Genomic DNA, 16,334 nt, shown 5'->3' with positions numbered 1-16,334 from the left:
TTTGCCAAATTGCAAAGGTAGATCTCGCCAAGGGCAGCCAGTTCTAATACGAAATAAAATAGCTTCAATGAAATTTCTTAAATTTGATTTGAGATAAATATTAAAGTGACGGAAAATGGAAAGTAACTTAGACCAGTGTTGATCCTTCAGCATTGTACGAGGCATAGCGAGAGTAGAATTAGGTTTGGCGATTTGATTTTACTATCTCGCTATTTTTTATACAGTAAATGTCAACAGACCCTATTTTTTATTATTAATTTTTCATTTTCGGGCTTAATCATGATCTCGCTTTGTTCTTTTCAACCACACTAACCTTGAATAGATCGCATAGCGTTGTGCATTCTTGTAGCGCATTTTTGCATTAATACGGTGCACAAGCTGATCACGGTTAAGTTTTATACCTGATTTTTATTGAATTATTGCAGTTTTAATGGTTTTGGCATTTTTATTGCTTGGGATTTAGCATAATTTTTCTTTCAGGCTCTGCCTGGTGATATTTAGCCGATATGCCAAAATTGAAAATTGCACTGATTGATGACGATCAAGAACGTGCGACCTATATAAAAGCCTCCCTGATCGAGCACAATTTCGAGGTGGTTGCCTGCCTCACCATTGACCATTTAAGTATGTTTCGTTTAGAACAATTGCATGCCGACGTGATTCTGTTGGATATGGATCATCCACATCGCGACATTATTGAAAGCTGTGTCAGCCAGTTCGATTTGCCTACGGTACTGTTCACTAAAAATAGCCACAAAGACACCATTAAAAGTGCGATTGATGCCGGTGTAACTGCTTATATCGTCGACGGAATTGACCCTTCCAAACTGGAAAGCATTTTAGAAATTTCGATTGAACAGTTCAAAAAACATAAGAAATTACTGGGTGACTTGGAAGATACCAAAAATAAACTGGCCGACCGTAAAGATGTGGAAAAAGCCAAAGTACTGATGATGCAATTGCATGCTTTAACTGAAGATCAGGCGTTTCAATTACTGCGCAAAAATGCCATGAGCCATCGCATCACCATTGGGGAAATGGCACGCCGTTTACTCGATGCCCAGCAACTATTACAAAACCAATTGAAGGACTAGCTCATGACAGATTTAGAAAAAACTCAAATCCAGATCGGCTATATTCCTTTGCTTGATTGTGTTGCCATTCTGTGGGCCAAGCAGCGCAGTTTTTTTGATGAAGTTGGTTTGGATATCACCCTCGTCAAGGAAGCCTCATGGGCAAGTTTAAGAGACCGGCTGGCTTTTGGCTTTTTGGATGCTGCACATTGCCTGTCTGCCATGCTACCGGCAGCAGCGCTGGGTGAAGACCAACTCGGAATTCCCCTGCAAACGGCTTTGGTTCTCAGTCATAACCGTGCCTTTATCAGTCTGAGTCAAAAATTATGCTTTGAACTGGATATTTCTTCCCAAGATACGGTACAGCAATCAGCAGAAAAAATCGTCTCGGCCATACGACAACAAAAACCGATTGAATTGGCACATGTGTTTAAACAATCAATTCATCATTATTGTCTAAGAGAATGGCTCGCCCTAGCCGACCGTGAGCTTGCACAGAACATCAAGCTCGCGATCCTTCCTCCACCCTATATGGTTGAAGCTTTGGCCAATCAGGTGATTGACGGTTTTTGTGTCGGTGAACCGTGGAATACCCAAGCTGAACTATTGGGAATCAGTCAGATTGTGGCATCCAGTCAGGATATTATTCCTCAAGTGGCGGATAAGGTTTTAGCGGTCACTGCTGACTGGGCAGAACAGCATCCCCACACCCATCTTGCCTTAACCCAAGCCATTCAAAAAGCTCAACAGGAACTGAAAGATCTAGAGGATTATGCTGAAGTTTGGCAGATGCTGATTGACTTCAATATTATTCAATTTCAATGTTCTGACAGCATTCACGTACAAAAATTCCATTCCATTCAAAATATTATTCGTCATTTTGTCGATGAATCATCTCAGCCAGACATTGAAGACTTTAAATGGCTGATTCAGCAAATGCTGAAATGGGATAATCAAATCAACTTAAATGATGCCCTCATTGAGAAAATCAGCCAAAACTGTATCTTGTCTTTTTCATGATCCTCTGATGTTACGCCCCCATACAAAATATGGGCAAGAATTTCATCCCAGTATGCTGCGCTGAAATTAAACTTCCGCACCTGTTTGGTATGCGACAAAGAATTTTTAGTGCTGTGGATTCAAAATATTAGCTTGAGAAGCATCATCATCTGTAGAAAGGAAGGTATCACTTACGCAAGGCAATCAGAATCTTCTTCAATTTATGCGGCTGTGCTAGGGTTCATTCAAAAAAGGTTCACTCAAAAAAAGAGCAGAGCTTTATTTACAGACGGGAATTATTTCTGCACTCAAGAGTCTATAAAGATTTTTAAAATCTTGGGAATTTGTTCATCGCGACATAACATGGAGGATTAAGATTCAATCCTCTTCCCGTCCTATAACTCAAATAAGCCTATGGGAGCTAAATCCTTCATTTTGATTATTTTATACCTGTGATCAGATTTTTATCCTTTATTTTTATTCCTGTGATTTCCCACAAAGTTTCTCCACATTTTTACGTTATCTTACGCAAAATTACATTTGGAACATCGAATAATGAAGCGCATACAACCGCGTTGGCAACTAAGCGCATTAAGTTGTGCCTTGCTCACTTTTATGTCCCCAACTTGGGCTGCGGATTCCATTACAAATACAACAACAGGCAGCGCCCCAGAACACACAGCATCAGTACAAACAGCACCCGTACAAACACTCGCCACTTTAAAATTCGAAGCGACCCCAGCGACTGCAAAAGATCCGGATATCAGTGCGGTTGCCAAAACCATCGTTACGCGTGAGGAAATGCTGCAATTTGGCGATCAGACGGTGAATGATGCCTTGCGCCGTGCAGCAGGTTTTCAAATGCCAACTTCAGGACGTGGTCCACGCGGTGGCGGCGGTGCTTCAGGTATGCGTTTTCGTGGTGGCGGTGCCCCGGTATTTTTAATTAATGGCGAAGCGGTTCAAGGTGGGCCACGTGGTGGCATTTCGGTGGTCGACAGCATCACCCCAGACATGATTGAGCGGATTGAAATTACCAAACAGCCAAGTGTGGCTCAGGCCTCTGTGGCATCTTCCGCAGTCATTAATATTATTCTGAAAGAACTGTTAGATAATGCCCGCATAGGCGGAACCATCCGTGCAGGATATGGCTTGGCAAAATCGGATCAAAAAGAAGAACAACGTAAAAATATCAGTGTTCAGGCTGATGGCCGTGATAATGCTTGGCTATACAGCCTGTCAGCGAATCAGATGTGGAATGACAGCACTTCTATTACGCAGACACAAAACAGCAGCGGAACACGTGAACAAAAACGAGTCACTGAACGCAAGTCACAAATGCTTTCACCGCGTGTGGAATATCAACTGGATGATCAGCAAAAACTGGTTGCGGAATTGTTCTATCGCAATAACGAAAGTGACGGCGTTCGTGGCGACCAGGTACAAAATGATAAAAATGACAGCACCCGTTTAAACACGCGTTATGAACGTAAAGATAAAGGTAATTCGGATAAGATTCGTCTTTCTGTCGAGCAGCAGAATGAAACTGAATCGACTGAGTCGACTCAATCACCACGATTCAACAGCTATACCGATGAAACGGTCAATGAATATGGTGTGGCTTATGACGGTGTACGCAAGTTCAATGAAACTCGCCAGCTTAAATTTGGTGCAGACGCTCGTGCCAATGAACTCGACAGCAATGTCAGCCAAAGTTTAGATGAACAGCTTTATGCATTATATGCTGAAGGCAGCTGGAAATTTACCGATCGCCAAACCGTGACTTTAGGTGCCCGTCAGGAATGGATCGAGCGCTCTGGTTTAGTCGATTATAGCGACAGTCACTTAAGCCCAGTCTTGGCACATCGTTTTGACTTTGATGATCACTGGTCTTTGCAAACCAATATGAGTCAGGCTTTCCGTAGCCCTAAAGCAGATCGTTTATTGCCCACAGTTTCAGTATCTACCGATAGCGATGCCGGTAGCCTGAACAATCCTGATCGTGGCGGTAATCCTGATTTACGTCCTGAAAAAATTACCGCGTTTGAATCGACTTTGGGCTATAACACCCCGTCAGGCGGTATCAATATCACCGCGTACCAACGTGAAATTGATGACTACATCGAGAAAGTCATTCGCCAGGAAGGCACCCGTTTTGTCGAGCGTCCACAAAACCAGGACAATGCCACCACGTATGGGGTTGAAATTGCGGGCCGTTATGCATTAAAGCAAACTGAAAATGGTCATTCATTGATGCTCAATGGACAGCTTTCTACTGTGCGCGCAAAAGTTGAAGATGAAAATCATCAACAACGTCTGGTCAGTGATGTTGCGCCTTATACAGCAAGCACAGGTCTGTCTTATAACTATCAGCCTTGGCGCATTTCAAGCAGTGTCAACCTGAACTACGTGCCTGAATTTACCCGTGCCCTGGACAACCAGCCCTATGACCGTACCAGCAATGAGCGCGTCAACATGGATATCAGCGTGACCAAACGCTTCAATGATGGCTGGGCAACAACACTGAATGCGCGCAATATTTTCAGTACCGATTATAAAGAGCGCTTAACCAAGCAGTCGGATGGCAGCCTTTATGAATCGCGGATCAATCAGGCGATTCCAAGTGTATTAATCAGTCTGGAAAAGAAATTCTAGGCATAAAAAACCGGTGCTCATGCACCGGTTTTTTTATCAATGTTTTCTCATCAATAGCATTGTAGCCCATCATTTATATTTTAAAAAATTTTACTGAATGCTTAAAAATTTGACTTCATTTTTTCATTTGTAACTCTTTAAGCAAACTCGCAATCCTTAAGGTGTGTTGTCTGTTGCCTCTTTTTTCCATGACTTTATTTTCAATCCGCCATAAATATTCAAAAATCTCTGATTCATCGGCATTATCACAAATCAGGCTAAAAATTTTAGGCAAATAATCTTCGTATTCATCACACATCGAAGGAATGCTGCGAATTCCTAAAGGATCCCATTCTTTAAGCAGAATTTTATGGATTGCATGTAATAATAATGTTGCATCATTTGTATGTCCGACTTTCATTAAACTTACCCCATCCTTAGGAATTTAATACAAAAATCTTATAAATTGACTATAATTTACTCTTAACAATATGATCAAGAATTTTTTTAATATTTTCTACACTGTCTTTTTATTAATTTTTAAATTCTTTCGTCCCCTGAAAAAAATGCTTATTTTTAAATTCTTCATTTGCAAAAATATTGATCATTTAATAAATAATATAATTTATTTATTTACCAAATAGCAAATTATACTTTTATCAAAACAATGTCTTGTCTCACTATTCATTCAGAAATCTCGCCTAAACCTGATTTAGATCTTTTTGGCCATGACCGTTCTTCTCGCACCCTCCTGATTAATCCCATACATTTGCGCTAAACATTGAATTCTTTAAGTCCCGATTGAATAACCTGGCATGAATAATTTAATAAAAATTCAACAACTTAAAATGGTAGGTGTTTGGTAGGTAGGATTTTCTCCCTGTTCCTTTGATACTTAATTCACGGTGAGGGTCACCGATAACAACATACCAATGGTAGAAGGAATCGCACCATGGCTTTTAAAAATATTGCAGATCAAACAAACGGTTTTTATATTCCCTGTGTTTCTCTTTTTGGTCCAGGCTGTGCCAAGGAAATTGGTACCAAAGCACAAAATTTAGGTGCTAAAAAAGCACTGATTGTGACTGATGCAGGTCTGTTCAAATTTGGTGTCGCAGATAACATTGCAGCTTATTTAAAAGAGGCGGGTGTTGACTGCCATATTTTCCCGGGTGCAGAACCCAATCCAACCGATATTAACGTGCATAACGGCGTGCAAGCCTATAATGAAAATGGCTGTGATTTCATCGTCTCTTTAGGCGGTGGTTCATCGCATGACTGTGCCAAAGGCATTGGTTTGGTCACCGCTGGCGGTGGTCATATTCGCGACTACGAAGGCATTGATAAAAGTACCGCACCGATGACACCGCTGATTGCCATCAACACCACGGCAGGTACGGCTTCTGAAATGACCCGCTTCTGTATTATCACCAATACCGACACGCATGTAAAAATGGCAATTGTCGACTGGCGCTGTACTCCACTAATTGCCATTGATGATCCTAAACTGATGGTTGCCAAACCAGCAAGTTTAACCGCAGCAACCGGTATGGATGCATTAACCCATGCAGTAGAAGCTTATGTTTCTACCGCAGCTAATCCAATTACCGATGCCTGTGCAGAAAAAGCCATTAGCATGATTAGCGAATGGCTCAGCCCTGCGGTTGCCAATGGTGAAAATCTGGAAGCACGTGATGCGATGAGCTATGCACAGTACCTTGCCGGTATGGCTTTTAACAACGCCTCTTTAGGTTATGTACATGCCATGGCACATCAACTCGGCGGTTTCTATAACTTGCCACACGGCGTATGCAATGCAGTATTACTGCCACACGTGTGTGAATTTAACCTGATTGCCTGCCCTGACCGTTATGCCAAAATTGCCCAACTCATGGGTGTCAATATTGACGGTTTGACTGTGAATGAAGCTGCAGATGAAGCCATTCAGGCGATTCGCCAGCTTTCAGCAGCGATTGGCATTCCATCTGGCTTAAATGAACTGGGTGTGAAAGAAGCAGACTTAGCCATCATGGCAGAAAATGCGCAAAAAGATGCCTGCATGCTGACCAATCCACGTAAAGCCACGCATGCACAAGTGGTTGATATATTCAAAGCGGCAATGTAAATCCTCAATGTAAGTCTTCTCCCCCAAATATTTGACTTACATTTTTGGCAATCTAAATTCCATGTTCTTAAGGAGCTGGAAAACTTAGATTGCCTTTTTTTATTTTTGACCTTAAAGCAATTTGACAAATAGCTGCTCATCATGAAGGATAAAAGAAAATTGATAATTCCAAATGAGCACAACAATGACAGAACAGACTATTGAACCGCTTTATCAACTTGATGTTTTAGGTTCAGGCTATGAACAAGCCACCCTGGATTTCCCCGATGATTATGAAGGTCAAGTTACAGCAACACTGGTGCGTAAAAAAGCCGAGCACGCAACCCGCAAAGCCGTTTTATATATTCATGGTTTTATCGATTATTTTTTTCAAACCGAAATGGCAGAACAGTTCAACCAGCATGGTTTTGACTTTTATGCACTCGACTTACGTAAATACGGACGTTCCCACCTTCCCCATCAAAAATATTATAACGTACGTGAAATGGCTGAATACGATGCCGAAATTACCCAAGCTTTAGAGATTATGGGTGCAGAAGGTCATGATGCCGTTCTGTTGTGCGGTCATTCGACTGGCGGTTTGACCACGACTTTATATACAGCACATCATCCGGATCATCCTTTAATTAAGGCACTCTGGGTCAATAGCCCGTTTTATGACTTCAACATGAATCCGATCAAGAAAAAACTCGGTCTGCCCAATTTAAGTCGTGTCGGCAAGATTTGTCCAGATCTGGAGTTTCCCAGTGAACTGAATAAATGGTATGTGACCAGTTTGCACAAAAGCTTAAAAGGAGAATGGAACTTTAATCTTGAATGGAAAAAAACCACTTATCCGCTGGTTCGCTTGAGTTTTATACGGGCAATTTTTGAAGCACAAAAGGAAATTCATCAAGGTGTGACCTTAAACGTCCCTGCCTTAGTGATGCATTCAGATCAAACCAAAAACCCAAAAAAATGGCATAAACATGCTCAAAGCAGTGATGTGATTTTAGATGTCAAACATATTGATAAATATGCCCGGAAAATGAAAGGTGATGTCACTATCAGTAAAATAAAAGGTGGACTGCATGATCTGGTTCTGTCTGAAAAATCGGTGCGCGATCAGGTCTATCAGCAACTGTTCCAATGGTTAGAATCAAAAGGTCTGTAAAATAAATTTTCTGTTCTAGAGCTTAGACATCTTTATATTTAAGCAAGGTTTGATGCACGGGATGGGTTTTGGGCATGAGTTCAATTAAACGCTCCACGGCATCAATCGCTTCAGGAAAACGCGCCACGTGCTTAAGCAAAACATCGGTCTCATTGGCTTTAAAAATGGCGTCACTTAAACGTGATTCCAGACAATCACGCCAGGCACATAAAAATGGACTTTCAGTTTTTGCCAGAAAAACACCCGTACACAATTTTAAGGCCGAATCGATATAGCCGGCATCTAAGGATTGCTCGGTCAGTAGAAAATCAGCCTCGACATGCGCCAATAAACGATAGGGTCTAGACCCCAGCATGCCACCTAAAATATCGCGTAATTGTGACATTTCCGCTTTTAAAGTCCCGATACTGACTTTTCGCTCGCCATATACAGCCTGATGTAAACTGTCCAGACTTAAGCCTTGAGGACACAGTGCCAGAATGGTCAAAATTTCGATTTGACGTGGCGTAAGCACCAGAACTTTGCCATTGAACATGACTTGCGGCACGGAAAAAGCCCGAATAAACAATCGCTGTTTTTGATATTCAAGTAATGCAGATTGAATAATCGAAGCACAACGCTCAGCCGCCAGCAAACCCAGACTATTGTGTTTTTGCCATGTGGTCGACAGGTCAATCACCCCGAGAACCTGTTTCGAATAAGGATCAATAATCGGGGCGGCATAACAGACCCAATCATGAATAGAGGACATGTAATGTTCATTGGAAAACACACAACTCGATTGTTGCGTCTTCAATGACAAAGCCAGAGCATTAGTGCCGACCAGTTCCTCGCGCCATTGCCCGCCTTCGATAAAATGCACACTCTCTGCTGCACTTTGCATTTGCGGACTTGATGCTGTCCAGATGATGGTACTGCCAATATCGCCGACCGCCAGCACCATCGAAGATTGCTCGGCAATATGCTTTAAATCTTGTGCACAATGCTGCAAGGCATGTTCCAAAGCCGTGGGGTAAGTTTCTTTTTGTAAGTGAACCAAGGGCGCAGCTGCACGATCTTTAGGAATTTCGGCCGATGTTGAACGTTGCCAAGAACTGACAATGCTTTGTCCCAACTGTTCTGCATGCAAGGGAGAAAGACTGCTACTTTGCCTAAACTTCTCAATTTCCTGTCTTTTTTTCGTCAAATTTTGCTTTGTCATCATTCCTTATTCTCACAACAATTCATGATTTACATCCGCTGTAATCGCTATTCTTTTAAAGCCGATTGAAAAGATTGTAAACCTTCTTGTCTCCAACCTTTCTCCAACCTTATTCCCTGTATGCTAATCAAATATTGTACAAAAGTACCTTATACCAAAGCTGTAGATACGGTTAAAACACTAAAATAAGCAAAGGAAAATTCATATGCGTTACGTCGATCCTAATCAACCTGGTTCAAAAGTTCAGTTTAAAGCCCAATATGAAAACTTCATTGGTGGACAATGGGTAGCACCCACAAAAGGTGAATACTTTGACAATATTTCTCCTGTCGATGGTAAGGCATTCACCAAGATTCCACGCTCGAGTGTTGAAGATATTGAGCTGGCACTCGATGCAGCACATAAAGCCAAAGAACAATGGAACAAATCCTCTCCTACCACCCGTTCCAATATGCTGTTAAAAATTGCAGACCGTTTAGAAGCCAATTTAGAGCTTTTGGCTGTCGCTGAGACTTGGGATAACGGTAAACCGATCCGTGAAACCTTGGCTGCCGATATTCCTTTGGCGATTGACCATTTCCGCTACTTTGCTGGCTGTATCCGTGCGCAGGAAGGCGGCATTTCAGAAATTGATGAAGATACCATTGCCTATCATTTCCACGAGCCTTTAGGCGTGGTCGGGCAAATTATTCCCTGGAACTTCCCTATTTTAATGGCAACCTGGAAACTGGCACCGGCATTGGCTGCAGGTAACTGTATTGTGCTGAAACCGGCAGAACAAACTCCTGCCAGTATTCTGGTTCTGGTTGAACTGATCCAAGACCTGCTGCCTGAAGGTGTATTAAACATTGTCAATGGTTATGGTGTAGAAGTAGGTCGTCCACTTGCGACCAATCCACGGATCGCCAAAATTGCATTTACCGGTTCAACGGCGGTTGGTCAGCAAATTATGCAATATGCGACCGAGAACATTATTCCGGTCACCCTTGAACTGGGTGGCAAATCACCAAACCTATTCTTTGAAGATGTCATGGCTGAAGATGATGACTTTTTAGATAAAGCATTAGAAGGTTTTGTGATGTTTGCCCTTAATCAGGGGGAAATCTGTACCTGTCCTTCTCGTGCATTGGTTCAAGAAAGCATTGCTGATCAATTTCTGGAAAAAGCCGTTGAGCGTGTGAAACGAATTAAGACCGGTCATCCACTCGACACAGACACCATGATTGGTGCACAAGCCTCTCAAGAACAGCAGGATAAAATCTTGGGCTGTATCGCAACAGGTCGTGCCGAGGGTGCTGAAATATTGACAGGTGGTGGTGAACGCCATGAAGTGGGACAAGGTTTCTACATTGAACCGACCATTTTCAAAGGCACCAATGACATGAGAACTTTCCAGGAAGAAATTTTTGGACCTGTACTTGCGGTTGCTACCTTTAAAGACTTTGATGATGCAATCAAAATTGCCAACGATACCATTTATGGTTTAGGTGCAGGCGTCTGGTCTCGTTCAGCACACACCTCTTACCGTGCCGGTCGTGCCATTCAGGCCGGTCGAGTATGGACCAACTGTTATCACATCTACCCTGCTCATGCGGCATTCGGTGGTTATAAAAAATCGGGCATTGGACGTGAAAACCACAAGATGATGCTTGATCATTACCAGCAAACCAAAAACCTGCTGGTAAGCTATGCAACCAAACCAATGGGCTTCTTCTAAAAACCTATCTGTATAAATCATAAATAAGCGAACTTCGGTTCGCTTTTTTTATTATTGCAGATCATTAACCAAATCATTTCACTCGAAACCTTCATTTTTCTTCAAATTCGGGCTAAATTTCTCTTATTCCCAATATCTTGAAAAACAGTATGACTACAATCTCTCCAGATTTTCCAGACACGATTTACGCCATTCAACATCTTGCCTTTGAAGACTTGGGTGTAATGGAAGATGTCTTTTATCAACTCGGCTTTCGGGTCCGTTATTTTGAAGCCGGTGTAGATGACCTAAGCAAAGCATTTCAGCATAAAGGTTTGACCATTATTTTAGGCGGACCGATTGGTGTTTATGAAACGGCTGACTATCCTTTCTTACAACAAGAAATTGACTTACTAAAAGTTCGTTTAGAAGAAAACTTACCTACCCTTGGCATTTGTTTAGGCGCTCAACTGATTGCGCATGCTTTGGGTGCGAAAGTCTATGCAGGTCATCAAAAAGAAATCGGCTGGAGCAAACTCAGTCTTTCAAATGCTGAAAATAACCCGCTTACCCCTTTAACTGATACCTCGGTATTACACTGGCATGGCGATACTTTTGATTTGCCTGAACAGGCTGAATTATTGGCAAGCTCTAATGTTTATACCAACCAGGCTTTTTCAGTTGGCAAAAATATTCTGGCTCTGCAATTCCATCTTGAAGTTGCAGCAGAGAGCTTGGAGAAATGGCTCATTGGCCATACCTGTGAACTTCGTAAAGCTGAGATTAATATTCCTTCTTTACGTGCTGACAATGAAAAATATGCTACGTCCTTAGAAACCGTTGCTACAGAAATTTTACGAAACTATATGAAGCAAGTGATGAATAAATAAACTTTAATTTATGATCTAATTCATTTATAAGGGTGTCATTCATTTATATAAGTTTCTGATGATGACACCTTTAATCAGTATTGCGCTAATTCACTTCTTTGCATTGATCAGTCCGGGTCCAGATTTTTTCTTCGTCACTCAAAGTGCAATTCGCCAGTCCAGATCGCATGCCCTGTTTGCGGCTTTAGGTATTTCATTAAGTATTTTAGTCTGGTCCATTTGTGCAATCAGTGGTCTGCATTACCTTTTTCAAAAGATGGCATGGCTGCAACAGGTATTAACGATTTTATGTGGAATATACCTTTTTTATCTCGGTATCCAGCTGTTTAAATCGGCTTTTAGCAAACCGCAAGATTCAGTGTCACCTGCACACGCGTCACCGTCTAAATCAAGATTGACTCTGCTCTCGCAAGGCTTCTTGACCAATATGGCCAACCCGAAAGCACTGGTCTATTTCAGTAGTGTTTTTGCCCTAGCCATCAATACCGATGCTCCATTAAGCACACAAAGCTCGTTACTTTTTCTCATCTGGATTGAAAGTTTAGTCTGGTTTGCTTTAGTGGCTTATTTATTTTCATGGCAAAAAATGAATGCCTATTATCAACGCTTCAGCAACTGGATAGATGGACTAACTGGTGGCATTTTTATCAGTTTTGGTTGTTATCTCATTCTGAATCGCAATTAAAATTAAATAAAAAAGCACCATAAATGGTGCTTTTTTATTTTAGAGCGTTTTAGGCTTATTTTTTCGCAGGAATCGACGCTTCAGTGGTAATGTTTACGGTAATTTTATCGCCTACATTTGGAACATATGCACCAACATTAAATGCTGAACGGTTAAATGACGTGGTCGCATTGAAACCAACAGTTTGCAGTTTGGTCATTGGATGAACGGCTTGTTTATTTAATACCGCATCTAAAACAACCGGTTTAGTTACACCTTTCACAGTTAAATCACCTGTGATTTTGTATTTATTTTTGCCTAAGGCCTGAACCTTGGTACTTTTAAAGGTGATGTTCGGATATTTTGCAGCATCGAAGAATTCTGCACCTTTAATATGATCATCCAATGCCTTTACATTGGTATTGATGCTTGCAACTGGAATGTTAACATTTACCGATGAGTTTGCTGGCTTTTCATTATCGACGTTAATCGTACCTTGAATGTCAGAAAAGTTCGCAGATGGTGTAGAGAAACCAAAGTGGCTCCATGAGAAAACGGTTGCTGAATGTCCTGGATCAATTTGGTAAGCCACAGGTTTTGCCAACGATAAAGTTGCAACTGAGGCAACTGCCAAACCTAAAGTTATTGCTTTAAAATTCATGTGTTGTTATCTCGCTTTGGAATGGTTGTTAGTCTATAGGTTTCTTATCTTAATTCACTGGTATAGATAAAACGATATGTTTCAAGAATAGAACAATCATTCGGCTTTGCGGATAAACCTAATATACATATAAATAAATTAGTTTTAATTTATTGATAAAATTAAATAAATGTTTTTAATTCAATTTTATGATTCTATTCCCATGCCTGATTTACATGATCCTTTTAATAATTTTCGAATCATTTAATACAAAAAATACACAGTTTAGAGGGCTTTATATTGAAAGTGGTTCATGGCCGCCCTGCTGACAATTGACTGACTTAATCTATTTTTAAAGTTAAACGGGTAAACAATTTAAAAAATATGAGAGATGATGAATATAGGGCTAAAATAATTAAAGCCCCATATAGGGGCTTTTAAAGATGAATCATCTTCTACAACTTTTCAACCAGAACACGATCGACTTGTTTTAAGCCTGTGTGCTTTTCACGATTTTGGCGACGCACTTTAATCACTTTTTCTTCGTCCAGCTCTTTCAGCATCAATACTACGGCCATCATGCTTTCCAGGGGGAGATCCTGACCGATCCACTTTTGCTCGCCGGGTTCCATTAAAGTGATTTCATCACTAATTTGGTTATAAAGGCTCATATTTTCCTCACTTATGCTGAATAAATGCCATCTCAAAATGAATACTCAATGAATGGCATCACTATATACTTATTCGTAAAAACTGCTAGAAGAATATCGTTAAAAATTCATTAAAATAAAAACGCCCCATATGGGGCGTTTTCACTGATTTAATCTTTTAAAATTAAGCAGTAATTTCTTTCACTGCAGCAACGACAGCATCAGTTGTAATGCCGAAGTGTTGGTATAAGTCTTTCGCAGGAGCAGATTCACCATAAGTGGTCATACCGATCACACGACCGTCAAGACCTACAAATTTCCACCAGTAATCCACATGTGCAGCTTCAACAGCTACACGTGCACGGATGTGAGATGGAAGAACCGCTTCACGGTAAGCCGCATCTTGCTTAACGAATTCTTCAGCACATGGCATAGAAACAACACGCACACCTTCAAGTTGTGCATACGCTTCCATCGCAAGAGATACTTCAGAACCTGTTGCAATGATGATTGCTTTTAATTCGCCTTTTTCTTCAGCCAATACATAAGCACCTTTGGCAACATCAGCAATTTGAGCATCCGTACGCGCCTGGAATGGCAAGTTTTGACGAGAGAAAATTAACGCAGTTGGACCTTCAGCACGTAAAAGTGCAGATTTCCAAGAAATTGCAGCTTCAACGGTGTCACATGGACGCCAAGTGTTTAGGTTTGGTGTACCACGTAAAGAGGCAATTTGTTCTACCGGTTGATGTGTAGGACCATCTTCACCCAGGCCAATTGAATCATGGGTATACACATGAATCACACGTTGTTTCATGATTGCAGACATACGTACTGCATTACGTGCATATTCCATGAACATCAGGAAGGTTGCTACGTAAGGAATAAAACCGCCATGAAGTGCAACACCATTGGCAATGGCAGTCATACCGAACTCACGTACGCCATAGTGTACGTAGTTACCCGCTGGATTGTCCTGAATGCCTTGTGCACCTTTCCAAAGTGTTAGGTTAGAACCTGCAAGGTCCGCAGAGCCACCTAAAATTTCTGGAAGTTGTGGAGCAAAAGCCTGAATTGCTGCTTGGCTCGCTTTACGTGTTGCAACTGTTTCGCCTTTTGCATTCACTTCAGCAATATAAGCATCTGCATTTGCAACGAAGTCAGCAGGTAAATCACCTGAGATACGACGTTTAAGCTCAGCAGCTTCAGTTGGGTATTTAGCAGCATAGGCAGCAAATACTTCATTCCAGGCAGCTTCAGATTTAGACCCTTTGTCTTTTGCATCCCAAGCAGCATATACGTCTGCAGGAATAACAAATGCTTCTTCTTTCCAGCCTAAGGCTTCACGGGTTAAAGCAATTTCGTCATTACCTAACGGCGCACCGTGGCAATCTTCTTTACCCTGTTTGTTTGGTGAACCTAAACCAATCACTGTTTTACACATGATTAATGTTGGTTTAGCAGTTTCAGCTTTTGCATCTACAGTTGCCTGACGAATCGCATCAGCATCATGACCATCAACTTTAATCACTTGCCAGCCATAAGCATGGAAACGTTGTTCTGTATCGTCAGAGAACCAGCCTTCAACTTCACCATCAATTGAAATGCCGTTGTCATCATAGTAAGCAATGAGTTTGCCTAGACCTAAAGTACCAGCCAATGAACATGCTTCGTGTGAAACACCTTCCATTAGACAGCCATCACCTAAGAAACAGTAAGTGAAATGGTCAACCACTTTAATGTCGTCTTTGTTGAATTGAGCCGCTAAGGTTTTTTCTGCCAAAGCAAAACCAACTGCATTGGCAATACCCTGACCAAGTGGACCAGTCGTAGTTTCAATTCCTGGTGCATAACCCAATTCAGGGTGACCTGGCGTTTTAGAATGCAATTGACGGAATTGTTGAAGATCCGCAATTGAAAGCTCATAACCAGTTAAATGTAATAATGCATATTGAAGCATTGAGCCATGGCCGTTCGACAATACAAAACGGTCACGGTTGGCCCATTGTGGATTTGTTGGGTTATGATTTAAAAATTCGCGCCATACTACATCAGCGATATCTGCCATCCCCATTGGAGCACCTGGATGTCCTGAATTTGCTTTTTGCACAGCATCCATTGCCAATACACGAATTGCGTTTGCAATACGACGTTCATTAAGCGGGGTTGTCATAGGTCAGAGTCCAACTAAATCGTTTAAAGAAGATGATGAATAGGAAAATTCAAAGCTGGCTATATTGTCTTAAAAAAACAGCAAGGGGTAAAGCCTAATAGTCAACATTTCACTATTTATTCGTGACTAGACATATTTAAATGCAGGCAGCGTTCAATTTCACATCGCTTTTAAGTATTTAACGGCTAAGTAAAAGCAGTGATCTATTTAATTTAAAACTCATAAATAATATTTTAACGATAACCCGAATCCTGTTTAAGCCAACGATTCCATAATTTGAATTGTTGGCTTATTCTGATGACATAATTGATATGCACATAACGATGCATAAATACCACTAAGAAATCCATGCATACTACGTGCTCTACTCGTCACTAAATTGTATTGTCCTTTCAGTAAACTGAATAACGTTTCTATCTTATTACGCTGTTTTAAG

General features: G+C 41.2%; 14 protein-coding genes and 1 pseudogene. 8 read left to right on the top strand and 7 right to left on the bottom strand.

Annotated features, from left to right (window positions below):
* The coding region (locus tag E0H81_RS15180; protein ID WP_131320083.1) for a transposase at positions 1 to 165 on the bottom strand (165 nt) is incomplete at its 3' end.
* A gap of 341 nt (positions 166 to 506) precedes the next feature.
* Here E0H81_RS15180 and E0H81_RS15175 point away from each other — a divergent pair.
* The 3 genes from E0H81_RS15175 (at position 507) to E0H81_RS15165 (ending at position 4,727) form a co-directional block, all read left to right on the top strand.
* Positions 507 to 1,094 (top strand): ANTAR domain-containing response regulator, encoded by a 588-nt coding sequence (locus E0H81_RS15175; protein ID WP_131320081.1) that lies wholly within the window; start codon positions 507 to 509, stop codon positions 1,092 to 1,094.
* 3 nt (positions 1,095 to 1,097) lie between these two features.
* Positions 1,098 to 2,093, top strand: a complete 996-nt coding sequence (locus tag E0H81_RS15170; protein WP_131320078.1) for an ABC transporter substrate-binding protein — start codon at positions 1,098 to 1,100, stop codon at positions 2,091 to 2,093.
* Positions 2,094 to 2,627: 534 nt separating this feature from the next.
* Positions 2,628 to 4,727 (top strand): TonB-dependent receptor plug domain-containing protein, encoded by a 2,100-nt coding sequence (locus E0H81_RS15165; protein ID WP_131320076.1) that lies wholly within the window; start codon positions 2,628 to 2,630, stop codon positions 4,725 to 4,727.
* A gap of 115 nt (positions 4,728 to 4,842) precedes the next feature.
* Here E0H81_RS15165 and E0H81_RS15160 read toward each other — a convergent pair whose 3' ends face one another.
* Positions 4,843 to 5,127 carry a hypothetical protein gene (locus tag E0H81_RS15160; protein ID WP_131320074.1) on the bottom strand — a complete coding sequence of 95 codons (285 nt, stop codon included), beginning with the start codon at positions 5,125 to 5,127 and terminating at the stop codon, positions 4,843 to 4,845.
* A 531-nt stretch (positions 5,128 to 5,658) separates the two neighbouring features.
* On the opposite strand from E0H81_RS15160, the gene mdh reads away from it, so the two are divergent.
* Both mdh and E0H81_RS15150 read left to right on the top strand, forming a co-directional pair.
* Entirely contained in the window at positions 5,659 to 6,831 is a 1,173-nt protein-coding gene (mdh, locus tag E0H81_RS15155; protein ID WP_131320072.1) for an iron-dependent methanol dehydrogenase, read from the top strand.
* A 184-nt stretch (positions 6,832 to 7,015) separates the two neighbouring features.
* A complete protein-coding gene (locus E0H81_RS15150) occupies positions 7,016 to 7,984 on the top strand; it encodes an alpha/beta hydrolase (protein WP_131320070.1) in 969 nt (322 codons plus the stop codon).
* A 22-nt stretch (positions 7,985 to 8,006) separates the two neighbouring features.
* Here the strand turns inward: E0H81_RS15150 and E0H81_RS15145 are convergent, their stop codons facing one another.
* The gene (locus E0H81_RS15145) at positions 8,007 to 9,188 is read right to left on the bottom strand and encodes a helix-turn-helix domain-containing protein (protein WP_131320068.1); all 1,182 of its coding nucleotides are present in this window, start codon (positions 9,186 to 9,188) and stop codon (positions 8,007 to 8,009) included.
* A gap of 202 nt (positions 9,189 to 9,390) precedes the next feature.
* Here E0H81_RS15145 and exaC point away from each other — a divergent pair, with 202 nt between their 5' ends.
* From exaC to E0H81_RS15130, 3 genes are all read left to right on the top strand, one after another.
* On the top strand, positions 9,391 to 10,902 hold the full coding sequence (exaC, locus tag E0H81_RS15140; protein ID WP_131320066.1) for an acetaldehyde dehydrogenase ExaC: 1,512 nt from the start codon (positions 9,391 to 9,393) through the stop codon (positions 10,900 to 10,902).
* A gap of 149 nt (positions 10,903 to 11,051) precedes the next feature.
* On the top strand, positions 11,052 to 11,771 hold the full coding sequence (locus E0H81_RS15135) for a glutamine amidotransferase (protein ID WP_131320064.1): 720 nt from the start codon (positions 11,052 to 11,054) through the stop codon (positions 11,769 to 11,771).
* A 58-nt stretch (positions 11,772 to 11,829) separates the two neighbouring features.
* The gene (locus E0H81_RS15130; RefSeq protein WP_244926555.1) at positions 11,830 to 12,456 is read left to right on the top strand and encodes a LysE family transporter; all 627 of its coding nucleotides are present in this window, start codon (positions 11,830 to 11,832) and stop codon (positions 12,454 to 12,456) included.
* Between the two features lie 55 nt (positions 12,457 to 12,511).
* On the opposite strand, the gene E0H81_RS15125 is transcribed toward E0H81_RS15130, so the two are convergent.
* The 4 genes and pseudogenes from E0H81_RS15125 to E0H81_RS15110 form a co-directional block, all read right to left on the bottom strand.
* Positions 12,512 to 13,096 carry a YceI family protein gene (locus E0H81_RS15125; protein ID WP_131320062.1) on the bottom strand — a complete coding sequence of 195 codons (585 nt, stop codon included), beginning with the start codon at positions 13,094 to 13,096 and terminating at the stop codon, positions 12,512 to 12,514.
* A gap of 434 nt (positions 13,097 to 13,530) precedes the next feature.
* Positions 13,531 to 13,746: a hypothetical protein gene (locus E0H81_RS15120; protein WP_067724440.1), complete on the bottom strand. Its 216-nt coding sequence runs from the start codon at positions 13,744 to 13,746 to the stop codon at positions 13,531 to 13,533.
* 163 nt (positions 13,747 to 13,909) lie between these two features.
* Positions 13,910 to 15,898: a transketolase gene (gene tkt / locus E0H81_RS15115; RefSeq protein WP_131320060.1), complete on the bottom strand. Its 1,989-nt coding sequence runs from the start codon at positions 15,896 to 15,898 to the stop codon at positions 13,910 to 13,912.
* A gap of 255 nt (positions 15,899 to 16,153) precedes the next feature.
* Positions 16,154 to 16,334 (bottom strand): annotated as a pseudogene (locus tag E0H81_RS15110) (IS982 family transposase); the annotation flags it as partial.

The sequence above is a fragment of the Acinetobacter terrestris genome (assembly GCF_004331155.1).
Classification (GTDB): Bacteria; Pseudomonadota; Gammaproteobacteria; order Pseudomonadales; family Moraxellaceae; genus Acinetobacter; species Acinetobacter terrestris.
The sequence above is the reverse complement of the archived record's forward strand: the minus strand, read 5'-3'. Positions and strand labels throughout refer to the sequence as shown.